Below are 23,484 nucleotides of genomic sequence, written 5' to 3'. Positions count from 1 at the left end.
CGTAGGCTCTCTCACACTGTAACCTACTAGCGAGTAGGTTAGAATGCGACGTGACGCAAACTGCACGGGAGGCACGTAATGGCTGACAGGTACCAGCAGTTCACGAAATCCCCGGTGGGGAAGTTCGTGGTGCCGAAGCTCGGCCTGCCGAATCCCGCCACGCTCCGCCGGTACAAGCCCGGTCAGCCCCCTCTCGAGGGTCCCGCACTTCTGGGTGCCGCGCCGGGCGGCCGTCTCGAAAAGGTGATCGAGGCGCAGCTGCACCGCGCGGGTATCGAGGTCCTCTCGACGGCGGCCGAAAAGCACGCCGCGCTCGTCTTCGACGCGACAGGCGTGAAGGACCCGAAGCAGCTTCGCGAGGTCTACAACTTCTTCCACCCCGTGATCCGGAGCGTCGGGCCGTCGGGCCGCGTCGTCGTCCTCGGAACGCCGCCGGAGCTGGCCGAAGGACACGAGCGGATCGCCCAGCGTGCGCTCGAAGGCTTCGTCCGTTCCGTCGGTAAGGAGCTGAAGCGCGGCGCGACCGCTCAGGTCGTGTACGTCGCCGAAGGAGCCGAAGAGGCCACTGAGTCCACGCTCCGGTTCCTGCTTTCGTCGAAGTCCGCCTTCGTGGACGCCCAGGTCATCCGCGTGGGCACCGAGACCAAGACCGCCTCGGCCCCGGCCGACTGGGCGAAGCCGCTGGACGGCAAGGTCGCCCTGGTCACCGGCGCTTCCCGCGGTATCGGCGCCGCCATCGCCGAGGTGCTGGGCCGAGACGGCGCCCACGTCGTCGCGCTCGACATCCCCGCGCAGGGCGCGGACCTGTCCAAGGTGGCCAACAAGGTCGGCGGCTCGTCGCTGCAGCTGGACATCACCGCCGCCGACGCGCCGGAGAAGCTCGCCGAGTACCTGACCACGCGCCACGGCGGCGTCGACATCGTCGTGCACAACGCGGGCATCACGCGGGACAAGACCCTCGGCAACATGACCGAAGGCGGCTGGGACTCGGTCATCGCGGTCAACCTCGCCTCGCAGCTCGCGGTGAACGAAAAGCTCCTCTCCGACAAGGTGCTGCACGAGAACGGCCGCATCATCGGCGTCTCCTCGATCGCCGGGATCGCGGGCAACGTCGGTCAGACCAACTACGCCACCAGCAAGGCGGGCGTCATCGGCATGGTGAACGACGGCGCGCCGAAGCTCGCCGAATACGGCGGCACGATCAACGCCGTCGCGCCCGGTTTCATCGAGACCAAGATGACCGCCGCCGTCCCGCTGTTCATCCGCGAGGCCGGGCGGCGGCTGTCCAGCCTCGGCCAGGGCGGGCTCCCGGTCGACGTCGCCGAGACGATCGCCTGGTACGCGAACCCGGCTTCGGCCGCGGTCAACGGCAACGTGGTCCGCGTCTGCGGCCAGGCACTGCTGGGAGCGTGAGCATGGCCGTCAAGGAACTCCACGAGTCGCCGAGCCTGTCTTCGCTGTACCCCAAGGCGTTGCTCGGCTCGTTGCGCAAGAGCGGCGGGAACACGCTGCCGGGGACCGAGTTCGTCCGCGAGGGCGTCGTCGTCGACCCGGCGCACCTCGCCGCGTACAACCAGGTGTGCGGATTCCGGCTGGACGACGTGCTTCCGGCGACGTATCCGCACATCCTCGCGTTCCCGCTGCAGATGGCGTTGATGATCGAGGCCGACTTCCCGTTCCCGTTGCTGGGCATGGTGCACGTCGCGAACCGGATCACCCAGCACCGGCAGTTGCGGCTCGACGAGTCGTTCACCCTGCGCGTGCGCGCCGAGGACCTGCGCCCGCACGAGAAAGGCAAGCAGTTCGACGTCGTCAGCGAGCTGCTGGTCAACGACAGTCCTGTGTGGACGGACGTCAGCACGTACCTGCGCCGCGGTGGCGGCAGCGGCGAGAAGACCTCGCGCGGTCAGCTCTCCCAGCCGACGGCCAACGCGATCTGGCACGTGCCCGGCGACATCGGCCGCCGCTACGCCGAGGTCTCCGGCGACCGCAACCCGATCCACCTGCACCCGATCACGGCGAAGGCGTTCGGCTTCCCGGCCGCGATCGCGCACGGCATGTGGACGAAGGCGCACGCGCTCGCGGCGTTCGAAGGCAGGCTCCCGGAGGCCTTCACCGTCGACGTCAAGTTCAAGCAGCCGGTCCTGCTGCCCGCCAAGGCGGCCTTCACCACCTGGAGCGAAGGCGACGGGTGGGCTTTCGAGCTGTGGAACGCGCGCAAGCCGAAGCCGCACCTTGAGGGCTCAGTCGCCGCTCTCTGACGGCTTCCAGATCTCGCCCTCGACGAGGTCGTTGAACCCGAGCCAGACCAGGTTCATCAGCCACGAGGCGAGCACGCCGTCGGAGACGTCGGGGTGGTCGAGTGCCCAGTCGGCCAGCGACTCGGCCGCCCCGACCAGCGCGGCGGACAGTCCCGCGCCGGAGAACTCGGCCTGTTCGCCGAGGCCCTTGCGGGTGCCCGCGGAGACGACCAGCGCGGCGACCAGTTCGATCGCGCGGGTGCGCATGTCGGTGATCTCCGCGGCGAAGGCCCCGCCGACGGTCATGGCCTGGCGGTGCAGCACCGTCCAGGACTCGCGGTAGTCGGCGACGAAGCGGTAGAACGCGCGAAGCCCGTGCCAAAGCTGCATGTCGGGCGGCAGATCGGGTTTGATCCCGTCCTGCACGGCCTCCAGCAGGCGGGTGGCTTCGCGGCGGATGCACGCGCCGAAGAGATCTTCCTTGGACCCGAGGTAGGTGTAGATCATCGGCTTGGACACGCCGGCGACCTCGGAGATCTCGTCCATCGACGCGGAGTGATAGCCGTAGCGCGAGAACACCGAGACCGCCGCGTCCAGGATCTGGCGTTCCCGCACCGCTCTCGGCAGCCTTTTGGCGCGTTCGGCGGGACGCGGCACTTCCTCGGACACTCAAGACCTCCCATTAGTTCGCGTAAGACGCTACCGGGCTACCACCGGCAAGGGTGACTTCGGCACGCTTGCCCGCCTACCTACTCACGGGTAGCCTTACGCTCGGGTAGGTGGAACCGGAGGGAAGATGACCGAGATCGTGGGGCTGACCGGCCGCGCGCTGGTCGACGCGCTGGAACGGATCGAGCCGGATTCCGCCGAAGCGCACTCTCTCGACGTCAACGAGGTCGCGGGCGCCATCGACCCGAAGGACCTCGGCAAGGACGATGTCCGGCGGCTGCTGACCGCCCTGGGACGGCTCGCCGAGTCCGCGCCCGCGTTCGACCTTCGCAAGGTGGACCCGGCCCGCTTCGCGAACCTCGTCGCGCGCGCCTCGCGTACACAACTCGAGAGCGTCGTCGCCGAACGGCCGCTCCGGGAGCGCGTGCTGCGCGAGATCTTCGACCGCATGGGTGCCCACATCCGGCAGGACCGCGCGAGGACACTGCACGCGGTGGTGCACTGGCGGCTGTCCGGCGGCACCGGCGACGGCGGCTACGACCGCTACGAGACGGTGATCTCGCATGGCGAGTGCACGGTCAGCCGTGACATGAAGGAGAAGCCGAGGGTGACGATCACGATCGCGCCCGTCGACTTCTTCCGGCTCATCACCCACCAGGCGACACCCGCTGTGCTATTCGTCACCGGAAAGATCAAAGTAAAAGGTGACCTGGCCTTCGCCGCGGGTTTGATCGGTTTCTTCGACCTTCCGAAACCGTCCTGAACCCGGCCGAGCAGATACACTTCCGTGCCGTGCCCCGAAATTCCCCGAACCGGCGCTGGCGGGACAAGGTACGCCTTTCCCGTCCGTTGAGGCTGCACAAGACGCGCACCGGTGGCGAGCACGTCGTCAACGCGTTCGCGGAGAAACTCGAGCTCGCCAAACTGAGCCCCGAACAGTTCACGCAGGTGCTGGAAACCCTGCACATGCTGGGTGAAACCGGTGCGGGCATCGAGCTCAGCTCACTGGAGACCGAGGTGCTCGTCGACGTCGTGCAACGGGCGTCACGAGAGCAGCTCAAGGCGATCGCCGATCACCCGGAACTGCGTTCGGCGTTCCTCGACGAGATTTTCCGCAGAATGTCGGATCATTTCGTTCCGGAACGCGCGCGGCATGTCGACTTCGTCGTCGCGTGGCGTTTTACCGACGGTGACGGAGAAGACGGTTTCGATCGTTTTCAAACGGTCATCGAGGACGGCGTCTGCGTTTCCAGCACCGATCTCGCGCGCACTCCGGACACCACCATCACGCTGTCCGTCGACGACTTCATCCGGATGGCCACCGGCAACGCGGCGGTGGCGGCGATGTTCGTGACGGGCAAGGTGAAGGTCAAGGGTGAGTACGCGCCGGCCGTGCGGTTCAGCGGGTATTTCGACATCCCGAAGCCGAGCGCGGGCTAGCCACCTGTTTCATCGAGAGTTCGCTTGGACGTACGGCGATAGCGGACGTTGGGGCTCCGCAGATTTCGCTCGGTCGCTTCGATCAGTCCCTGCTTGAGCAGGACGGTCAGCCATCGCGTCATCGTGCGGTCGTGCAGTCCGGTCGCCGCGACCAGGTCGGCACGTGTCGCCTCGTCGTCGCCCAGCGCGTCGAGGATCTCTTCACGCCGGTCGGCGCGACGCTTCGGCGGTGCCGGACTGTCGGTGCTGTCCGTGGGAGCGGGAGCCGCGTCTTCGGCGAGGGTGTAGTGCGCGTATCGGCGACCGCCGGCCGGGACCAGAAGGCCTCGTGCGACGAGATCACCGAGTTCTTCGGTCGCCACCCTCGAATCGAGGTCGTTGGCGTTCCGGTAGGCCTGGTTGTTGAGCGTCTCCCCGTGGAACAGCATCGCGAGGCCGTGGCATTGGCTGTCGGTGAGGCCGTGCTCATCCAATGAAGCGATCCAGCGAACCGCGTCATCGCCCATCAAGGTGTGGTTCGGGAAAGTCGCCGAGAAAGTGGAAATGTCATCGGCGAACCGTGGCGGACTGAGCTTGGCGTCCCGCATCGCCGTCAGCATCGCCGGGATCCCGGAGCCGCGGTTCTCGCAGATCGGACGATCCGACCCAGGCAACGGGGTGTCTTCGAGGATCTTCAGCAGCGTCGCATTGCGAGCCGAGGACGTCCCTTCGACGCCGAGATTCTCTTCGCGGACCGACCCGTAAAGGCCCCCTGGATTACGGATTAGCAGGCGGTCGGGATACATCTCGACCTGCACCTGTGTCCCGTGGGAGGTACCCGAGTAGTCGCGGTGCACCAGTGCGTTCACCACTGCTTCTCGTAGTGCGGTCTCCGGGTACTCGTACGTTTCGGCCCGTCCGGCGCCGCGAACGGTGGATCGTCGTTTCATATTCCGGCGGAGAGCGATGAGCACTTCGTCCACCATCGCCGGAATCGGCCCCTCCGCAGCGACGTTGTCGATGAACCGCGTTCCGTTTCGAGGATCAGGCCCGGATTTCGTCGGGTAGTGCACGAAAGTCACCATGAGCTGCGGGAAGAACTCCTGAGGGTATTCCCCAGCGCCAGCAGTCCCGCGAGGGAAAGCTCGGTGCCGACGAGAACCTTCGCGCGGCGCAGCGCCGCGGTGGTGTCCAAGTTCGCGAAAGCCCTGCTCCGGTGGCGGCGGAGCCGGCTCAGAAAAGTATCGACCAGGGCGTGGTCGAGGTTCGCGACGGTCGTACCCGCCACGGGCTGCTCGTCATCCCGCGGTTGACCGCGGTTCGCCATCATCAGTTGGACTTCGTACGGGCTCAGCCTTCGATCCCCGTCGGCGACTCTGACGAAGCTCCCCTGCGTCATGCCGGTGCCCCGGTTGAACGAAGGCTTGCTGCCCGGCGGTAGTTCGGGGATCTCGGCGACCACGAGATCCGCGCCTTCGAAACGGTGGGTCCCGATGAGAGGGCGTAGCGGCGGCTCCAGGTTTTCCGAGCACAAGGCCGCCAGATCGGCTTCCATCTTCGCCGGGTCGCGAACCCCGGTCGCCTCGAATCCCTGGGTTTCGTCGAGGCCAAGGATCAGGACTCCGCCGCTGGTATTGGCGAACGCCGAGAGCGTTTCGCGGACACTCTTCGGAAGCTTTGACTCGGCTCGTTTGGCCTCGACAAAGGCGTGGTCGCCACCGAGGTCGCGAAGGCTCGCGATGATCTCGGCGAGTTCGTCGTAGAGCATGCCGCCGTCCCAGCTTAGACACTAGCTTAGACACTGGAGCCTAGCGGCGAAGCTAGTGTCCAAGCTGTGCGGCTCCTAGCCCTCGACGATGCGGCCCTCGATCACCGGCGGCTGCTTCTTGGCGGCCTCCGCGGGCGGGGTGTCCACGACGACCTCGCTGTCCACGACCATCACCGGCCCTCGCGTGCGGTTGGCGAACTTGACCGCCCGGCGCGCCATCCGCTTCTGCCAGACCTTGCGCGCGACGCTCCGTGTCGGCGGCAGGATGAACAGCAGGCCGATGACGTCGCTGACGAAACCGGGCAGCAGGATCAGCAGGCCGCCGAGCCCGATCAGCATCCCGTCGGTGAGTTCCTTCTCCGCGTCGGCGGGACGGCCGAGCCGCGCGGACTCGGCGAACGCCCGGAAGGCGCGGCCGCCTTCACGGCGCGCGAGCCAGGACCCGACGAACGCGCCGGCGAAGAGCAGCGCGATCGTGCCGAGCACGCCAACGGCCGAGCCCACCGCCCACACGGCGGCGATCTCGGCGACGACATAGAGCAGGAACGCGACAGCCATACCTGGACAACGTACGGCTTGCCCGTTTTGCTCCCAACCCCCGATACGGTGACCCCGGTCAACCGATCCGGCGCAGGAACTCCTCCGCCTCGCGGGGCCTGGTCAGCACGATCCGCCGCGCGTGCGCCCCCTGTTCCGCCAGCCGCCGCACCGTCCGCTCCCGGTGGTCCTTCGGCCAGCGCCAGACGTAGGAGCAGAACTCCAGATCGAGCCTTTCGGGGCAGCCGGACGCCTGATTGTCCTGCCCGTATTCGCGCAGGCATCGCATCAGCACCCGCCGGAGGCAGACGCGGCGCGGGTAGTCGAGGAAGATGATCGTGTCCGCTCGCGGGAGCCGGAGGTGCATCGACGCTCCGTAGTTCCCATCGATCACCCAGGCACCGGATTCGATGATCTCCTGCTGCGCGGCGTGGAACTCGGTGTCCGGCGCGGGCGTCCACCCCGGCCGCCAGTAGAGCCGGTCGAGGTGGGTGACCGGCAGGCCGAGTGCGGCGCCGAGCCGTCGCGAGAACGTCGACTTCCCGGCGCCGCTGCACCCGACGACCATGATCCGCCGCATGGTCAGGCCTCAGCCTCGTCGTCGAGATACGCGGCGGCCTGCAACGTGAACAGGTCGGCATAGCCCGCCTTCGCCGCCATCAGTTCGTCGTGTGTCCCGTATTCGGCGACCTTTCCGTGCTCCAGCAACAGAATCCGCTCCGCCTGGCGGACGGTGGAGAACCGGTGCGAGATGTACAGCGTCGTGCGCCCCTCCGAAAGCTCACGCAGCCGCGAGAAGAGATCGTGCTCGGCCTGGGCGTCCAGTGCGGAGGTGGGCTCGTCGAGGATCAGGATCGGCGCTTCCCGCAGGAACGCCCTGGACAACGCGATCTTCTGCCATTCGCCACCGGACAGGCTGACGCCCTGGTCGAACCAGCGGCCGAGCGGGGTGTCGTAGCCACTGGGCAGGCGCTCGATCCGCTCGTCGGCACCGGCCCGTTTCGCCGACGTCTCGATCCGTTCCCGGTCGACGAGGTGCGTCAGGTCGCCGAGTCCGATGTTCTCCGCCGCGGTGCCCTGATACGTCACGTAGTCCTGGAACATCGCGCTGATCCGCCGCCGCAGTTCCACCGGGTCGTACTCGCGGATGTCGACGTCGTCGAGCAGGATCCGCCCGCCCGTCGGGTCGTACAGCCGGCACAGCAGTTTGAACAGTGTCGACTTCCCGGCGCCGTTGCGGCCGACGACGGCGACCGTCTCGCCCGGCCGGATCTCGAAGCTCACGCCGTCGAGGGCGGGGTCGGCAGCTCCGGGATAGGTGAAGGACACTTCTTCGAACCGGATGTGACCCTCCACTGTGGATGGAAGAGGTCGCGGTTCCGGTGGCGCGACGATCTCCGGTTTCGTCTCGAGGAAGCGGTACAGCGTGTCGAGGTAGAGATTGTTCTCGTACATCCCGGAAAACGCGGTGAACAACCCTTGGACGGACGTCTGCACCGACGCCGCGGCGGCCGTGTACAGCGCGAGATCGCCGAGGGTGAGCCTGCCGCCGACGGCCTCCAGCGCGATGTACAGCGCGATCGCGGATCCGGCGGCGGTGCTGAGCAGACCCCACGACGTCGAGCTGACGCTGCGCTTGCGGGTCAGTGTGCGCTGCCGGTCGTAGAAGACCTGGCCGAGCCGCTGGAACCGGTCGACGAAGTACGGGCCGAGCCCGAAGAGCTTGGTCTCCTTGGCGTACGTGTCCGTGGTGACCAAAGAGGACAGATAGTCCATCCGCCGTTTCAGCGGGGACATCATCAGCGTCAGCCAGAACGCGCGGGCGCCGTACTTCGACTGGGAGATGAACGCGGGGATCGGCGCCACGAGCGCGACGAGCGCCAGCAGCGGGCTGATCGAGACGAGCAGCGCGATCATGCTGCCGAAGGTGATCAGCGTCCGGATCAAGCCCAGCGCCGAGTTCATCATCGACAGCGGCCGCGTCGGCGCCTCCTGCGCGGCTTGACGCAGCATGTCGTAGGACGCGGAACCCTCGAAGTACGAAAGGTGCAGCTTGCTCGCGTGGTCCATCACCTGGTGGCGGATGGTCAGCGTCATCCGTTCCTGCAGCAGTGCTTGGCCGTAGGTGGTCAGCGCCTGCGAAACCGCGGTGAGCACGAGGATGCCGAACTGGAAGAGGGCGACACCGACGATCGCGCTCTTCGTCCCGTGCCCCTGGATCGCCGCGACCACCGAGTCGATCAGTAGTTTCGCCACGTACGCGGTCGCCGTCGGGAGAAGACCGGAAAGCAGCGTCACCAGGGTGATCACGATGGTCAGCGGAGGGCTCGCCTGCCAAGTCAGCTTCGCGACCTTCGGCAGGCCGCGGACCGTGCCCGCGATGTTGACCCACATGCGGTTGAGCCGGGATTTCAGGTCTTTCGGGACGGCTTCGGGTTCGGGCTCCGGGATGTCGACCGGGCCGGTCAGACCGCTGTCGGGCACCGTCGACGGCGGACGGCGTCGCCTGCCGCCGCGCGCCATGAACAGTTCCAGGCCGCCTCCCCCGCCGGGCGGGCCGATCACGCGGCCGCCAAGGCGCCGTTGAGGAACACGTCGACGAGCTCCATCGTGGTGGGCTCGTCACCGGTTTCGCTGAACCGGATCCGGCCGCTGAACAGCAACGACAGGAAAAGCGCCGCGGACTGCGTCGGCGGCAGGCGGAGCCGGTCCTTCTCCGGTTCGAACAGCTCGGCCATGGCGTCGCGCATGGCGCTCATCGACTCCTTCCGCCGGTCCCTGCGGTCGCCGTGGCGATGTTCCGGCCTCTTGCCGGAGCCGTGCATGACCGCCATGAGCGCGCCCATGCGCTGGAGGTGCGCGCTGAGCGCGTCGGCCGCCTCGATGAGCCTGTCGTCGAGGGACTGGTCGAGGTCGATGACCGCGATCGCGTCGAGTACCTGGTCGGGTTTCAGCGCTTCGGCGAAGCAGGTGGCGAACAGTTCGTCCTTGTCCTTGAACACGCGGAAGACCGTGCCCTCGCCGATGCCCGCGGCACGCGCGATCTGGCTCGACGTGACACCGGCGCCGTGCTCCACAAGCAGGGGCAGCACGGACTGGACGATCATCCGGCGCCGCTCGTCGGCACTCATCCCCGGCGCTCTCCGCCGGGAGGTGGTTTCTGTCATGCCTCCAGTCTGCGGAGTGAGCGCTCACTCCGTCAAGCGATTAAGGCTGAAGTTCGTGAAGGCCTCCTTCCCTACTCTCAGGGTAGGGAAGGAGGCCTTCACGGACTTTTGGGTCAGTAGGTGATCGCGACCGCCGGGTCGGCCAGCAGAGCGCCGACGTCGGCCAGGAACTCCGAGCCCTGCTGCCCGTCGACCACGCGGTGGTCGAAGCTCAGCGAAAGCTGGAGCACCTTGCGCACCTTGATCTCGCCGTCGACCACCCACGGGGTGTCCTTGATCGCGCCGAGGCACAGGATCGCGGACTCGCCGGGATTGATGATCGGCGTCCCGGTGTCGACGCCGAAGACGCCGACGTTGGTGATGGTGATCGTGCCGCCGAGCATGGCCGCCGGGGTGGTCTTGCCCTCGCGGGCGACGTCGGTCAGCTCGGTGAGCGCGATCGCGAGTTCCTTGAGGGACATCGAATCCGCGTCGCGGACCTTGGGCACGACGAGCCCGCGCGGGGTGGCCGCGGCGATCCCTAGGTGCACGTAGTCCTTGTAGACGATCTCCTGCGCGGCCTCGTCCCACACCGCGTTGACGTCCGGAGTGCGCTTGGCCGCCAGGCAGACGGCCTTCGCCGCGAAGGTCAGCGGGGTGACCTTGACCCCGGCGAACTCGCGCGACTTCTTGAGCTTCTCCCGGAATTCCATCATCGGCGTCACGTCGATGGTGAGGAATTCCGTGACGTGCGGGGCGGTGTAGGCGCTCTGCACCATCGCGGCGGCGGTGGCCTTGCGGACACCCTTGATCGGCACCCGGCGTTCCCGCGTCGCGGGGTCGTAGCCACTGTCCACACTGGACACAGCGGCGGCCGGAGCGGCGGAACCGTTGGCGGCCGCCCGCACGTCGTCACGGGTGATGACGCCGCCCTCGGCGGTGCCGGTGAGCGCGTGCAGGTCGACGCCGAGGTCCTTGGCGAGCTTGCGCACCGGCGGTTTCGCCAGCGGCACGTATCCGCCCTTCGGTTTCGAAGGGGCGGCAGGTTCGGGCACCACAGCCACCGGGGCGGCGGCCGGAGCGGCCGGAGCCGCGCCCTTGCGCGCACGCCGTTGCGTGACGACGGCCTTGGAGCCGTAGCCGACCAGCGGCTTCATCTCCTCTTCCGCCGGCTCTTCCGCCACGGGGGCGGCGGTGGGTGCGGGGGCCGCCTTGCCGTCCGGGTCGACGTCGATGGTGAGGATCGGCGCGCCGACCTCCACCGTCTGGCCCGGTTCGACGAGCAGTTCGGTGATCACGCCCGCCCACGGGATGGGCAGTTCGACGGCGGCCTTCGCGGTCTCGACCTCGACGACGATCTGGTTCACCGTGACCTTGTCACCCGGCTTGACCTGCCAGGCGATGATGTCGGCCTCAGTCAGCCCTTCGGCCGTGTCGGCGAGGGGGAATTGTTTGTACTCGGGCATTTCAGGAACTTCCCCCTTACCAGGCGAGTGAACGGTCGACGGTGTGCAGCACCCGGTCCAGGTCGGGGAGGTAGTGCTCCTCGAGCTTGGCAGGCGGGTACGGCGTGTCGAATCCGGTCACCCGCAGCACGGGGGCTTCCAGCGAATAGAAGCATTCCTGCTGCACGCGCGCGGCGATCTCCGAGGTCAGCGACGATTCCGACGGCGCCTCGCTCAGCGCGATGAGCCGCCCGGTCTTGCGCACCGACTCGAACACCGGCTCCAGGTCGAGCGGGGACAGCGTCCGCAGGTCGATGACCTCGAGCGATTTGCCCTCGTCCTCGGCGGCGGCCGCCGCGTCGAGCGCGACCTTCACCGACGGGCCGTACGCGACGACGGTGGCCGTGGTGCCCTCGCGGACGACGCGGGACTTGAACAGCTCGTCCGGCGTGGCCTCCGTGTCGACCTCGGACTTCATCGCGCCCGAGTGGTACAGCTTCTTAGGCTCGAAGAACAGGATCGGGTCGTCGGACTTGATCGCCTGCTGGATGCCCCAGTAGGCGTCGACGGCGTTCGAAACCGACACGACCTTCAGGCCGGGGATGTGCGCGAACAGCGACTCCGGCGACTCCGAGTGGTGCTCGACCGCGCCGATGCCACCACCGAACGGCACCCGGATCACGATGGGCATCTTGATCTTGCCCTGCGTCCGGTAGTGCAGCTTCGCGACCTGGCTGGAGATCTGGTCGAAGCCCGGGAAGATGAAGCCTTCGAACTGGATCTCGCACACCGGGCGGAAACCGCGGACGGCGAGGCCGACCGCGGTGCCGATAATGCCCGATTCGGCCAGCGGCGTGTCCAGGACGCGCTGCTCGCCGAAGTCCTTCTGCAGGCCGTCGGTGATGCGGAAGACGCCGCCGAGCTTGCCGACGTCTTCACCCATGATCAGGACCTTCGGGTCCTCTTCCATGGCGCGCCGGAGGCCGAGGTTGATCGCCTTGCCGATGGTGAGTTTCTGGAGGTCGGCCATTTCAGTGCTCACCCGCCCCGACGAAACCGTCCAAGTAGGACAAGTACTCTTCGCGCTGCGCGTCCAGCATCGGCGTGGACTCCGCGTACACGTTGGAGAAGATCCGGTCCGGTGGTGGCTCGGGCATGTTGAAGCAGTAGTCGCGCAGCTCGGCCGCGAACGCGTCCGAATCGGCCTGCACCTGGTCGAAGAACGCCTGGTCGGCACCGCCACCGCGGGCGAGATACGCCCGGACGCGCTCGATCGGGTCTTTCAGCTTCCACTCCTCCAGCTCGTCGGAGAGCCGGTAGCGGGTGGGGTCGTCGGTGGTGGTGTGCGCGTCCATCCGGTAGGTGAACGCCTCGATCAGCACCGGGCCGTTGCCGTGGCGGCACTCCTCCAGCGCCCAGCGGGAGACCGCGAGGCAGGCGAGGACGTCGTTGCCGTCCACGCGGATGCCGGGGAAGCCGTAGCCGCGGGCGCGCTGGTACAGCGGCAGGCGCGACTGGCGTTCGGTGGGCTCCGAGATCGCCCACTGGTTGTTCTGGCAGAAGAACACGAGCGGCGCGTCGTAGACGGCTGCCCAGACGAAGCCTTCGTGCACGTCGCCCTGCGAAGTCGCTCCGTCACCGAAGTAACAGATGGTCGCTTCGCTGTCGTCGTCCCCGACCTTGCCTTCGAACTTCTGGCCCATCGCGTAACCGGCGGCGTTGAGCACCTGGTTGCCGATCACGATGGTGTACGGGTGGAAGCCGTGGGCCTTGTAGTCCCAGCCGCTGTGATCGGTGCAGCGGAAGATGCCGAGCACCTCTTTGAGGTCGACGCCGCGGGTGTACGCGACACCGTGCTCGCGGTAGCTGGGGAACGCCATGTCCCCCTTCCGCAGCGCGCGGCCGGAGCCGATCTGCGCGGCCTCCTGCCCGAGCAGCGGCACCCAGATGCCGAGCTGGCCCTGGCGCTGCATCGCGTTGGCCTCGCGGTCCGCGCGGCGGACCAGGACCATGTCGCGGTACAGGCCCTTGAGGGCTTCTGTGTCGATGTCGTCGACGTAGCGGTCGAATCGCGGCGAAGAGATCCGTTCGCCTTCGGGGGTGAGCAGCTGAGTCAGCTCAGCGCCACCTTCGCTCGTTGCTCGCAAACCGGCGATCACCTGTTCGGGGGAAGGCTGCGCCGCTACGGCGGCGGGACCATCTCCAGGCTCCGGGTGCGTCCAGTGTTCGGACGGCATGCGCTGCTCTCCTTGATGTCGGCGCCTCTGGCGGCCACTTGTGGCGGCCACAGTGACTGCGCCGGCGGGGACCAGCGCGTCGGATCTGAAGCGCTGGGTCACCGTCGGCGTTGACGGTTCGTGCGGACATCCTGGCATGCCGGACGCGGTTTTGGTCAGTGGCGGATGCTGATTTGTTGCTGAGAAAGGGTGCCTGATCAGGGAAAATGCTAGGAAGCCCGAGTGTGGGGCCGCCGAAAGTAGGGAATTCACCCGCGGGCCGACCAGCGGACGACTCGTCCGGACGGGTGTCCTGCCCGGCTTGGCCGATGACGATCCGTGCCCGCCGCTGTGATCCATCACACCCTCCGCGACCCGTGGCAGGATGGCGGACGTGGAGCAGAAATCCGTACGCGAAACCGTGGTTTCGAACTGGACGAACGACGTCCTTCCCAGCCTGTCCGGCCTGGTGGCGATCCCCGCCTTGTCGCCGGCGTTCGACTCCGAGTGGGCGAAGACCGGCCATCTGGCCGCCGCCGTCGAGCATGTCCGTTCCTGGATCGCCGCACGGGAGATCCCCGGCGCGACGCTCGAGGTCGTGGAGCTCGAAGGCCGCAGCCCGTTGCTGGTCGTCGACATCCCGGCGACTTCCGAAGCGGCCGAAAAGGGCACCGTGCTCATGTACGGGCACCTCGACAAGCAGCCGCCGGTCGGTGGCTGGTCCGAGGGGCTCGACCCGTGGACGCCGGTGATCCGCGACGGGCGCCTGTACGGCCGTGGCGCGGTCGACGACGGCTACTCCGGCTACGCGGCGACGACGGCGATCGAGGCCGTGCGCGCCGCCGGTGGCGAGCACTCCCGCGCGGTCGTGCTGCTGGAGACCGGTGAGGAGTCCGGCAGCCCGGATCTGCCCGCCTACGTCGAGCACCTGAAGGAGAAGCTCGGCGCGGTCTCGCTGGTCGTCTGCCTCGACGCCGGCGGCACCGACTACAAGCGGCTGTGGCTGACCACCAGTCTGCGCGGCATGCTGCACGTCAACGTCACCGTGAAGGTGCTCGAGTCCGCACAGCACTCCGGCATGGCCAGTGGCATCGTGGCGAGTTCGTTCCGCGTCCTGCGTGCCCTGATCGACCGGATCGAGAACGTCGAGACCGGCGAGATCAAGCTCGCCGAGCTGAGCGTCGACATCCCGGAGAACCGCGTCGAAGAGGCTCGCGGTGTCGTCGAGATCGCGCCCGGCGCGGCGAAGACGCTGTTCCCGGTGGTCGGCCGGACGGTCTCGGACGACGACCTGGAACTGCTGCTCAACAACTCGTGGCGGCCGACGCTCTCGGTGATCGGTGCGGCGGGCTTCCCGCTTCCGGCCGACGCGGGCAACGTGCTGCGCGACAGCACCACGCTCACCCTGAGCTTCCGCCTCCCGCCGACGGCCGACGCGAAGGCCGCGATGGAGGCGGTCCGCCGCGTGCTGACCACCGACGTGCCGTACGACGCTTCGGTGGAGCTCGGCGATTTCCAGGCCGAGAACGGCTGGAACGCGCCGGACACCGCGCCGTGGCTCGACGACGTCCTGCACCACGTGAGCGGCGAGGTCTTCGGCGCGCCGCACAAGAGCTTCGGCATGGGCGGATCGATCCCGTTCATGGGGCTGCTCGGCGAGAAGTACCCGGACGCGCAGTTCGTGGTCACCGGCGCCTGCGGGCCGGACTCGAACATCCACGTGCCGGACGAGTGGCTGAACATCGACTTCGCTCAGCGGGTCACCGAAGCGGTCGCGCACATCCTGGACGCGCACGCGCGCAGTTGAGCGCCGGGTTGTCGTGAGTGATTTGGGTCGTTGGTATGTGAATCATTGCAGGTGAAGCTGGTGTGATCGGTGGTTCACGTGGTCAGTGCCTGGGATGCCGTGAAGGCCTCCTTCCCTACCCTCACAGTAGGGAAGGAGGCCTTCACGGCGTCAGAACCGGCATTCTCATCCACCCGCGAGCGGGCGCGCAGCGCCCCATCTCAAGTTCTGACGACCCAAATCACTCACGACAGCTCACGTCAGCCGGGTCAGCTGCACCGAGACGTCCAAAGTGGACTGACCGCCGCCGGTGAAGATGCCCTTGAGCGGCGGCACGTCGGCGTAGTCGCGGCCGTACGCGACCCAGACGTGCCGCGGCCCGACCGGGATCGCGTTCGTCGGGTCGTAGGCCCACCAGCCGCCGGTCCACACGTCGACCCAGGCGTGGCTCTCGCCTTCGACCGTCTCGCCGAGCTTCGCCTCCGGTTTCGTGTGCAGGTAGCCGGAGACGTACCGCGCCGGGACGCCGATCGCGCGCAGCATCACCAGCGTGACATGCGCGAAGTCCTGGCAGACCCCTTCGCGCGCACGCCACGCGTCGGTCGCCGTGCTGTGCACGCCGGTCGTCCCCGGCTGGTACTTGAGCTGCTGGTTCACCCATTCGCAGACCGCGAGCACGGCCTCCGCCGGGTCGAGCCCCTTCCGCAGTTCGCGCGCGACCTTCGACAGCTCCGGATCGCGCGGCGTGTACGGCGTCGGCGTCAGGTACTCGGTGCGGTGGTCGACGACGGTGTCGCTCCGAAGGTCCTTCCACGTCGCCGAGCGGACCGGCTCGCCTTCGTCGGCCGTCTCGACCACCGACGTCGCGAGCACGGTGAACTCGGTGTGCGGCGCGTGCAGGTCGAACGAGGTCACGACGGTGCCCCAGTAGTCCGTGTACCGGTAGGCGCGGGTCGCCGGCGTCGTCTCGACGCGGTTCACGACCGTGGTCTGCCGCCGGTCGGAGCGCGGGGTCAGCCGCGCCTCGTTGTACGACTGCGTGGCCGGTGTCGCGTACCGGTATCCGGTCCGGTGGGCCACCCGAAGCTGCCAGGTCACAGCGAAACCTCCGCACCGCTCCAGGCCACCCAAGGCGACGAATGGAAGTACTGCACCGAAACCGCGTCGCCGATGTCCTTGATCGAAGTCTGCAGGGCGCCGAGCCGTTTCGGCAGGTCCTCCAGCAGATCCGATGGCCGCAGGAACTCCAGCTCGCTGCGCGCGCGGCCGAGCTGCCGCAAGGCCTCGGACTTCTCGTTGGCCCGCGAGTTGACGCCGGGGTCCAGCCGCTCCAGGCATTCCTCGGCCTGCCGCAGCGCGTGGAACACCGAACGCGGGAAGAGCGTGTCCCGCAACAGGAACTGCACGACCCGGCCGGCGTCGAGCGCGCCGCGATAGGTCCGCAGGTAGGTGTCCTGCGCGCCCGCCGAACGGAGCACGGTGATCCAGCCGGGTGACGACGCGCTGTCCTGGACCCGCGAAAGCAGCAGCCGTACGACCATGTCCGCGCGTTCGACCGACCGCCCGAGCACCATGAACAACCAGCCGTCGTCGCGGCTCATCGTCGAATCCGCGAGCCCGGCGAACATCGCCGCCCGTTCCTCCACGAAGGACAGGAACGCGTGCGGCCCGGCCCGGCGCGCGTACCGCTGCCTGTCCGGCACCGCGTTCCACGTCGCGTTCAGGCATTCCCACAGCTCGGTCGAAACGACCTCGCGGGCGCCGCGCGTGTTCTCGCGGGCGGAGTTGATCGAGCCGACGATCGACGCGGGATTGTCCTTGGCGTAGGCGACCAGTTCGGTCAGCTTCCACACGTCGAGGGTGTCCATGCCCTCCGGGGTGATGCCGAGGACGGCGAGCAGCTGGCGGCTCGCGTGGTCCGGGTCGACGCTCGCGTCTTCGAGCAGCTGATGCACGGAGACGTTGAGGATCCGGGAGGTGTCATCGGCGCGTTCGACGTACCGGCCGATCCAGTACAGCGATTCCGCGTTGCGGGCGAGCACATCAACCTCCCTTATGCCTGTTGCTGCTGCTGTTGCTGGGTGGTGGTCAGCTCGGGACCCTGTTCGGCGACCAGACCGTCCACTTGGGACAGAGCGCCGAGCGCGGGCCGTTCCAGTTCCCGCTCCGCCGTCGAGGACCGCGGCGCCAGCACCCAGGTGTCCTTGGAGCCGCCGCCCTGCGAGGAGTTGACCACCAGGCTGCCCTCCGGGAGCGCGACCCTGGTCAACCCGCCCGGCAGCACGAAGATGTCCTTGCCGTCGTTGACCGCGAACGGGCGGAGGTCGACGTGCCGCGGCGCCAGCCGGTCGTCCACTTTGGACGGAACAGTGGACAGCTGGACCACCGGTTGCGCGATCCAGCCGCGTTTGTTCGCCCGGACCTTCCGCTTCAACGCGGTCAGCTCGGCCTGTGTCGCGTCCGGGCCGAACACGATGCCGTACCCGCCCGAACCCTCGACCGGTTTGATCACCAGCTCGTCCATGTGCCGCATGACGTGGTCGAACTCGTCCGGCAGCCAGCACCGGAAGGTGTCCACGTTGGGCAGCAGCGGCTTCTCGTTGAGGTAGTACTTCACCATCTCGGGCACGTAGGTGTAGACGAGCTTGTCGTCGCCGACGCCGTTGCCGACCGCGTTCGCGACCACCACGTTGCCCGCGCGCGCCGCGTTCAGGATCCCGGCCACGCCGAGCACGGAATCCGGCCGGTAGTGCACCGGGTCGAGGAATTCGTCGTCGATCCGCCGGTAGATGACGTCGACCTGCTGCTCGCCCTCGGTGGTGCGCAGGTAGACGACGTTGTCCCGGCAGAACATGTCGCGGCCTTCGACCAGCTCGACCCCCATCAGCCTGGCCAGTAGCGAATGCTCGAAGTACGCGGAGTTGTGCACGCCGGGCGTGAGCACGACGACCATCGGGTCGGCGACGTTCGCCGCGGCCGCGGCCCGCAGCGCGCGCAGGAGATGCGAGGCGTAGTCGCCGACCGGGCGGACCCGGTGCTGGGCGAACAGGTCCGGGAACACGCGCGCCATCGTGCGGCGGTTCTCCATCACGTACGACACGCCGGACGGGTTGCGGAGATTGTCTTCCAGCACCCGGAAGGTGCCGTCCTCGTCCCGCACCAGGTCCACACCGGACACGTGGATGCGGACGCCGTTGGGCGGGTTGATCCCGAACGCCTCGCGCTGGAAATGCTCACACGAGGTGATCAGCCGTCGCGGGAGAACGCCGTCGCGCAGGATCTGCCGGTCGCCGTACACGTCGGCGAGAAAGGCCTCGAGCGCGCGGACCCGTTGTGCCACACCGCGTTCGAGTTTGCTCCATTCGGCGGAGGTGATCACGCGCGGCACCAGGTCGAGCGGGAACGGGCGTTCCTGGCCGGACAGCGAGAACGTGATGCCCTGGTCCACCATGGCCCGGTCGATCGCCGCCGAGCGGGACGAGAGGTCGGCCGACGTCAGCGCGGAGATCGATTCGTACAGCGCCCGGTACGGCTGGCGGACCGTCCCGTCCGCCGTGAACATCTCGTCGTACGCGCCCGCGTGCGGCCGGGACGGCGAGAGATAGCCGTCGAACTGCGCCCCGGGCCTCGCCGCGCGCCGCGCCGACGTCGTCGTCCGTGGGCGGCGGCCCGCAGGTGGGAGCCGCGGCGCCGGGTTGTTGTTCATGGTCGCCATACTCGCTCACCCTGCCATGCCGGCGCGATACCTCATGCAACGCCCGTGACGGCCGAAACGGCGCTGTAACGTCGCAGTGCTGTGCTTGCCGCCGGATGAGTGGCAATATGCGTGCTCTCGACACATGGGAACTACGAGGAGTGACGACGTGGCTCGATTCAAAGCGCTCGCCCTGATCCCGGCGCTCGCCCTGGCCGCGGGTGCGCTGTCCGCGTGCGGCGAGGAAGGCGGAACCGCGGCCGGCGGCGTCCAGCTCGTCGCGTCCGGCAAGATCACCACCTGCACGCACCTGCCCTACCAGCCCTTCCAGGTCAAGCAGGGTGACAAGATCGTCGGTTTCGACGTCGACCTGGTCGACCTGGTCGGCAAGAAGCTGGGTGTCGAGCAGAGCATCGTCGACATCGCCTTCGAGACCATCGAGTCCGGCGAAGCGATGAACACCGGACAGTGCGACCTCGCCGCCGCGGGCATGACGATCACCGACAAGCGCAAGGAGAAGTTCGACTTCTCCGACCCGTACTTCGAGGCGACCCAGGCGCTGCTGGTCAAGACCGGTTCGCCGATCAAGGACCTGTCCAACGTCGCGGGCAAGAAGATCGGTGTCCAGTCGGCCACCACCGGCGCCGACTACGCCAAGGAGAAGGCCGCCGGCGCCGAGATCGTCACCTTCGACGACCTCGCGCTGCTGGAGCAGGCCGTCAAGAACGGCACGGTCGACGCGGGCGTCAACGACAACGGCGTGCTCTACGACTTCGCGAAGACGAACCCGGACACGACGGTCGTCACCGAGTTCAAGACGAACGAGTTCTACGGCATCGGCGTGAAGAAGGGCAACAGCGCCCTCCTCGGCCAGATCAACGAGGTGCTCAAGGCCGCCGCGGCGGACGGCTCCTACGCGCAGATCTACCAGAAGTGGTTCGGCAAGGCGCCGACCTGGCAGCCGGGCGGTGCCGCCTAGCACTAGTTTGAAGCCGCCCTGTGGCCGGTGCCAGCGCACCGGCCACAGGCTTGTCGCCACCTGTTTGAGGAGAGAAATGGCTCTGAGCCGCCGCCAGCGACGTTCGGCCTTCCGGACCGGGCAGTACGTCCTGCTGCTGGTGATCGTCATCGTGCTCGCGCTGCTGGCCGACTGGAGCCGGATCGGCAAGGCGTTCTTCGATCTCGAAGTCGCCGCCAAGCAGTTCCCGGACGTCATCACCGTCGCACTGAAGAACACCATCGTCTTCACCGCGCTGGGCTTCGCGCTCGGCCTCGGGATGGGCCTGCTGCTCGCCCTGATGAGACTTTCCTCGGTCGGCCCGTACCGCTGGTTCGCGCGCGGGTACATCGAGTTCTTCCGCGGTCTGCCCGCACTGCTGATCTTCCTCGCGGTCGGCATCGGCGTGCCGACCGCGTTCGACACGACCCTGCCGCGCAACGTCGCGATCATGCTGGCGCTGGGCATCGTGTCGTCCGCCTACATGGCGGAAACCATCCGCGCCGGTATCCAGGCGGTGCCGCGCGGGCAGGTCGAGGCCGCGCGTTCGCTCGGCATGTCGCCGGCCCGCACGATGATCACCGTCGTGATCCCGCAGGCGTTCCGGATCATCCTGCCGCCGCTGGCCAACGAGCTGATCATGCTGACGAAGGACTCGTCGCTGGCGTTCCTGCTCGGCACCACCCCGGCGCAGCAGGAACTCGCGCAGTTCAGCCGTCAGGCGCTGCTGGAGGCCAAGGGCCTGACCCCGATCGTCGTCGCCGGTCTGTGCTACCTGGTCATCACCATCCCGCTGTCGATCCTGCAGCAGCGGCTAGAGAAGAAATACGGAGCCGGAGTGCCCGGCGGAGGAACGGTATGAGCACCCAGACGATCGTCGAGGTTTCGGGACTGCACAAGGCGTTCGGCGAACTCGAAGTGCTCAAGGGCATCGACCTGCACGTCGAGCGCGGCCAGGTCGTCTGCATCATCGGCCCGTCGGGTTCGGGCAAGTCGACGCTGCTGCGGTGCGTCAACCTCCTCGAGGAACCGCAGCAGGGCAAGATCGTGGTCAACGGCAGCGAGATCACCGATCCGGACGTCGACATCGACGGCGCCCGCACGAAGATCGGCATGGTCTTCCAGTCGTTCAACCTCTTCTCGCATCTGAGCGTGCTCGAAAACCTCACCGTCGCGCAGCGCAAGGTGCTGAAGCGCGGCAAAGACGAGGCGGAGCGCATCGCGCGGGAAAACCTCGCGAAGGTCGGGCTGGCGGAGAAGGAGTCTTCGCTGCCGACGCAGCTTTCCGGCGGGCAACAGCAGCGCGTCGCGATCGCCAGGGCGCTGTCGATGAACCCGGACGTCATGCTGTTCGACGAACCGACGTCCGCGCTCGACCCCGAACTGGTCGGTGACGTCCTCGCGGTCATGCGGCAGCTCGCGCAGGAGGGCATGACGATGCTCGTCGTCACGCACGAGATGCAGTTCGCCCGCGAGGTGGCCGACATCGTGCTGTTCATGGACGGCGGTGTGGTCGTCGAGCAGGGTTCGCCGGACCAGGTGATCGGGGACCCGCAGGAGGAACGCACGAAGACGTTCCTCTCGCGTGTCCTGAATCCGAACCACCAGGGCTAGCGTCCCCGCAGCTGCGACTCCAGCTGGACGACCTTCGCGACGATTTCGTGCGGCCCGGCGCCCATGAGGCTCACCCAGCCCTTGGCGTCCGGGCCGAACACGACGCGGCCCTGTTCGGTGTCCATCCAGCCCGGTGGTCTTTCGACGCGTTTCCGGTTGCCGCCACCATCACGGATGGCGACGTAAAGCCTGCCGAAGAAGGTGTGCGGCGACCGGATCCACTGGAGGATCTTCTTCGCGTCACGGATGCTCGGGCCGGTGCCGGTCAGCATTTCGCCCTTCATCAGGACCTGCAGATCGTCTTCCGAACAGTTCAAGGACGGCGTGCGCGCGGCGGGAGCCTCGGGGAGCAGGCCGGTGAAATCCTGCGCCAGTGTGTCCGGCCGCGTCGGCGTCAGATAGACGACTTTGTCGACCAAGACAACCGTGACCGCTTCCCGGCCACTTCCCGCGGCGCGAACGGTCCGCTCACGCCCTTCGGACTTCACCCACGAGTAGTACTCCACTGCCGGCCGCTGCAGAAATCGCAGCGTGTCGAGGAATTCGTCGTCGATCCGGCCACGGGTGAGCAGTCCTTGTCTGTCCAATTCGGACTTTGCGGTGGCCGCGAGCTCGCGGCGTTCCTCGGGCAGATACCACTGCGCGCCGCGGACGAGGGTCGGGTGGATGTCGCCGAGATTGTGTTGGTCCAGCAGGGTTTCGTAGGTCTGGAGTGTGAGCTCGACGGGTTTCCGCAGCACGATTACGCGCCGATCACCGGCGGAACCGGCTTGTCCCCGTCGTAGCCGCCGAAGAGGGAGTCGCCGTCCTCTTCCTGCAGCGTGATCTTGCGCTGGTGCTCTTCGTCCTCGCCGCCCTTGCCCTTGCCGGCACCGGCGCCCATCCCGCCGCCGCCCATGCCAGGCGCTCCGGGGCGTCCCGCGGCCGCGGGTCCTCCCGCCGGTGTGCCGCGCATCGCGCCTTCACCGGGCATGCCGGCGCCGACGCCGCGGCCAGGCCCCATGCTCCCCGGCCCGCCCGTCGAGCCACCCGGCCCGAACCCGCCACCGGGCCCGAAGCCGCCGCTGAACCCGCCCGTTCCCGGGCCGAATCCGCTGCCACCACCGGGTCCGCCGGTGCCGGGCCCACCCGGCCCGAAGCTGGGAGGACGGAAGTCACCGGAGCGCCCCCGCCCCTTGTCCTCCGCCCAGGAAAGGTCGGTCCGATCGTTCGGCTGCGGCGAAGGCTGCGGTCGCGGTACCTGCGGAATCCTCGGCGGCTGCGGAGCCTGCGGCGGCCGCGGCGCCTGATACCCCTCGGCCCCCGGAGGCGCGCTGTACGAACTCGGCCCGCCGGTGTACCCGCTGGGACCACTGTGCCGCCCGGAGTCGCCGGGCCCGCCACTGAACCCGCTGACCTTGGTCTGACCGGGATCGATCGGATCCGGCGTGATCGGCCCCGACGAAACGTTCGGATCATGCGCGGCCGGATACGCCGGCGCGAGCGACTGCTGCCGCGGCTGGGTGCTCTGGTAGTACGGCTCGTAGATCTCGACGTTGTGCTTCGTGTCCGCGTCGAACTTCGCCGCCGCGATCTCGTCGTCACTCGCCCCGATGGACAAGACGTCCTCGGGCCCGCTGTCCCCCGCGCGTTCCTTCTCGACCGGGCGGACATTGCCGCGCGTGTAATGGAAAGAGGCGTTCTGGTCGAACATCGACTGACGGGCGCGGTCCATGTTCTCGCCCGCGATCTTGGAGGTCGCGATGAGCGGGGCGAGGCCCGCTGTACCGCTGTCGGCGGCCTTGCCCTTCCAGAAGGAACTCAGCGCCGTCTGGCTGGACTCCATCGCCTTGCTCATGTCCTCGTGAATGACCATCAGCTTGTGCGATGACACTTGGGCCCTGTCGAGGGTTTCGGTTGTCGCGGGGTTGGTGTTGAGCTTGGTGAAGATCTCCCAGCCGCTGTAGGTCATTG

23 protein-coding genes are annotated in these 23,484 nt (G+C 67.8%); 8 read left to right on the top strand and 15 right to left on the bottom strand.

Going from position 1 to position 23,484, the window contains the following annotated elements:
• Positions 1 to 78 precede the first annotated feature (78 nt).
• Both AC069H_RS01330 and AC069H_RS01325 read left to right on the top strand, forming a co-directional pair.
• A complete protein-coding gene (locus tag AC069H_RS01330) occupies positions 79 to 1,413 on the top strand; it encodes a 3-oxoacyl-ACP reductase (protein ID WP_478230991.1) in 1,335 nt (444 codons plus the stop codon).
• 2 nt (positions 1,414 to 1,415) lie between these two features.
• Complete coding sequence (locus AC069H_RS01325; protein WP_478230990.1) at positions 1,416 to 2,261, top strand: MaoC family dehydratase; 846 nt, start codon at positions 1,416 to 1,418, stop codon at positions 2,259 to 2,261.
• Here the strand turns inward: AC069H_RS01325 and AC069H_RS01320 are convergent.
• A complete protein-coding gene (locus AC069H_RS01320; RefSeq protein WP_378435136.1) occupies positions 2,244 to 2,909 on the bottom strand; it encodes a TetR/AcrR family transcriptional regulator in 666 nt (221 codons plus the stop codon). The genes AC069H_RS01325 and AC069H_RS01320 overlap by 18 nt on opposite strands.
• Before the next feature lie 127 nt (positions 2,910 to 3,036).
• Between AC069H_RS01320 and AC069H_RS01315 the strand changes: the two genes are divergently transcribed.
• Both AC069H_RS01315 and AC069H_RS01310 read left to right on the top strand, forming a co-directional pair.
• Positions 3,037 to 3,672: an SCP2 sterol-binding domain-containing protein gene (locus AC069H_RS01315; RefSeq protein ID WP_478224026.1), complete on the top strand. Its 636-nt coding sequence runs from the start codon at positions 3,037 to 3,039 to the stop codon at positions 3,670 to 3,672.
• Positions 3,673 to 3,758: 86 nt separating this feature from the next.
• Complete coding sequence (locus tag AC069H_RS01310) at positions 3,759 to 4,349, top strand: SCP2 sterol-binding domain-containing protein (RefSeq protein WP_395862534.1); 591 nt, start codon at positions 3,759 to 3,761, stop codon at positions 4,347 to 4,349.
• On the opposite strand, the gene AC069H_RS01305 is transcribed toward AC069H_RS01310, so the two are convergent.
• The 9 genes from AC069H_RS01305 to pdhA all read right to left on the bottom strand — a co-directional run bounded on the left by AC069H_RS01305 (position 4,346) and on the right by pdhA (position 13,461).
• The gene (locus tag AC069H_RS01305; RefSeq protein ID WP_478230989.1) at positions 4,346 to 5,197 is read right to left on the bottom strand and encodes an ATP-binding protein; all 852 of its coding nucleotides are present in this window, start codon (positions 5,195 to 5,197) and stop codon (positions 4,346 to 4,348) included. The two genes, AC069H_RS01310 and AC069H_RS01305, sit on opposite strands and share 4 nt — an antisense overlap.
• A gap of 209 nt (positions 5,198 to 5,406) precedes the next feature.
• On the bottom strand, positions 5,407 to 6,096 hold the full coding sequence (locus tag AC069H_RS01300; RefSeq protein ID WP_478230988.1) for an AlbA family DNA-binding domain-containing protein: 690 nt from the start codon (positions 6,094 to 6,096) through the stop codon (positions 5,407 to 5,409).
• 75 nt (positions 6,097 to 6,171) lie between these two features.
• Positions 6,172 to 6,654: an FxsA family protein gene (locus AC069H_RS01295; protein WP_340687195.1), complete on the bottom strand. Its 483-nt coding sequence runs from the start codon at positions 6,652 to 6,654 to the stop codon at positions 6,172 to 6,174.
• Between the two features lie 58 nt (positions 6,655 to 6,712).
• Positions 6,713 to 7,213 carry a P-loop NTPase family protein gene (locus tag AC069H_RS01290; protein ID WP_478230987.1) on the bottom strand — a complete coding sequence of 167 codons (501 nt, stop codon included), beginning with the start codon at positions 7,211 to 7,213 and terminating at the stop codon, positions 6,713 to 6,715.
• A 2-nt stretch (positions 7,214 to 7,215) separates the two neighbouring features.
• Positions 7,216 to 9,168 (bottom strand): ABC transporter ATP-binding protein, encoded by a 1,953-nt coding sequence (locus AC069H_RS01285; RefSeq protein ID WP_478231396.1) that lies wholly within the window; start codon positions 9,166 to 9,168, stop codon positions 7,216 to 7,218.
• A gap of 26 nt (positions 9,169 to 9,194) precedes the next feature.
• Positions 9,195 to 9,764, bottom strand: a complete 570-nt coding sequence (locus AC069H_RS01280; protein WP_478231395.1) for a TetR/AcrR family transcriptional regulator — start codon at positions 9,762 to 9,764, stop codon at positions 9,195 to 9,197.
• Between the two features lie 149 nt (positions 9,765 to 9,913).
• Entirely contained in the window at positions 9,914 to 11,245 is a 1,332-nt protein-coding gene (locus AC069H_RS01275; protein ID WP_478224039.1) for a dihydrolipoamide acetyltransferase family protein, read from the bottom strand.
• A gap of 16 nt (positions 11,246 to 11,261) precedes the next feature.
• Positions 11,262 to 12,254 (bottom strand): alpha-ketoacid dehydrogenase subunit beta, encoded by a 993-nt coding sequence (locus AC069H_RS01270; RefSeq protein ID WP_340688517.1) that lies wholly within the window; start codon positions 12,252 to 12,254, stop codon positions 11,262 to 11,264.
• Between the two features lies 1 nt (position 12,255).
• The gene (pdhA, locus tag AC069H_RS01265; protein ID WP_478230986.1) at positions 12,256 to 13,461 is read right to left on the bottom strand and encodes a pyruvate dehydrogenase (acetyl-transferring) E1 component subunit alpha; all 1,206 of its coding nucleotides are present in this window, start codon (positions 13,459 to 13,461) and stop codon (positions 12,256 to 12,258) included.
• A 373-nt stretch (positions 13,462 to 13,834) separates the two neighbouring features.
• Here pdhA and AC069H_RS01260 point away from each other — a divergent pair, with 373 nt between their 5' ends.
• A complete protein-coding gene (locus AC069H_RS01260; protein WP_478224042.1) occupies positions 13,835 to 15,247 on the top strand; it encodes a M20/M25/M40 family metallo-hydrolase in 1,413 nt (470 codons plus the stop codon).
• Between the two features lie 234 nt (positions 15,248 to 15,481).
• Here the strand turns inward: AC069H_RS01260 and AC069H_RS01255 are convergent, their stop codons facing one another.
• The 3 genes from AC069H_RS01255 to AC069H_RS01245 are packed head-to-tail and all read right to left on the bottom strand — an operon-like array spanning position 15,482 to position 18,941.
• A complete protein-coding gene (locus AC069H_RS01255) occupies positions 15,482 to 16,324 on the bottom strand; it encodes a transglutaminase family protein (RefSeq protein WP_340686119.1) in 843 nt (280 codons plus the stop codon).
• Positions 16,321 to 17,268, bottom strand: coding sequence for an alpha-E domain-containing protein (locus tag AC069H_RS01250; protein WP_378366479.1), 948 nt, complete (start codon positions 17,266 to 17,268; stop codon positions 16,321 to 16,323). The genes AC069H_RS01255 and AC069H_RS01250 overlap by 4 nt, the downstream gene beginning before the upstream one ends.
• 11 nt (positions 17,269 to 17,279) lie before the next feature.
• Positions 17,280 to 18,941: a circularly permuted type 2 ATP-grasp protein gene (locus AC069H_RS01245; protein ID WP_478224044.1), complete on the bottom strand. Its 1,662-nt coding sequence runs from the start codon at positions 18,939 to 18,941 to the stop codon at positions 17,280 to 17,282.
• A gap of 148 nt (positions 18,942 to 19,089) precedes the next feature.
• Between AC069H_RS01245 and AC069H_RS01240 the strand changes: the two genes are divergently transcribed.
• From AC069H_RS01240 to AC069H_RS01230, 3 genes are all read left to right on the top strand, one after another.
• On the top strand, positions 19,090 to 19,899 hold the full coding sequence (locus AC069H_RS01240) for a basic amino acid ABC transporter substrate-binding protein (RefSeq protein WP_478224046.1): 810 nt from the start codon (positions 19,090 to 19,092) through the stop codon (positions 19,897 to 19,899).
• Positions 19,900 to 19,975: 76 nt separating this feature from the next.
• The gene (locus AC069H_RS01235; RefSeq protein ID WP_125679484.1) at positions 19,976 to 20,779 is read left to right on the top strand and encodes an amino acid ABC transporter permease; all 804 of its coding nucleotides are present in this window, start codon (positions 19,976 to 19,978) and stop codon (positions 20,777 to 20,779) included.
• On the top strand, positions 20,776 to 21,531 hold the full coding sequence (locus AC069H_RS01230) for an amino acid ABC transporter ATP-binding protein (protein ID WP_340686123.1): 756 nt from the start codon (positions 20,776 to 20,778) through the stop codon (positions 21,529 to 21,531). The genes AC069H_RS01235 and AC069H_RS01230 overlap by 4 nt, the downstream gene beginning before the upstream one ends.
• Here the strand turns inward: AC069H_RS01230 and AC069H_RS01225 are convergent.
• Together AC069H_RS01225 and AC069H_RS01220 are read right to left on the bottom strand one after the other, a co-directional pair.
• Positions 21,528 to 22,271: an ESX secretion-associated protein EspG gene (locus AC069H_RS01225; protein WP_478224048.1), complete on the bottom strand. Its 744-nt coding sequence runs from the start codon at positions 22,269 to 22,271 to the stop codon at positions 21,528 to 21,530. The genes AC069H_RS01230 and AC069H_RS01225 overlap by 4 nt on opposite strands.
• A gap of 2 nt (positions 22,272 to 22,273) precedes the next feature.
• On the bottom strand, positions 22,274 to 23,482 hold the full coding sequence (locus tag AC069H_RS01220) for a hypothetical protein (RefSeq protein ID WP_478230985.1): 1,209 nt from the start codon (positions 23,480 to 23,482) through the stop codon (positions 22,274 to 22,276).
• Between the last annotated feature and the right edge of the window lie 2 nt (positions 23,483 to 23,484).

The sequence above is a fragment of the Amycolatopsis sp. NPDC043887 genome (genome assembly GCF_056435665.1).
This window is presented reverse-complemented; position numbering and strand designations above follow the sequence as displayed.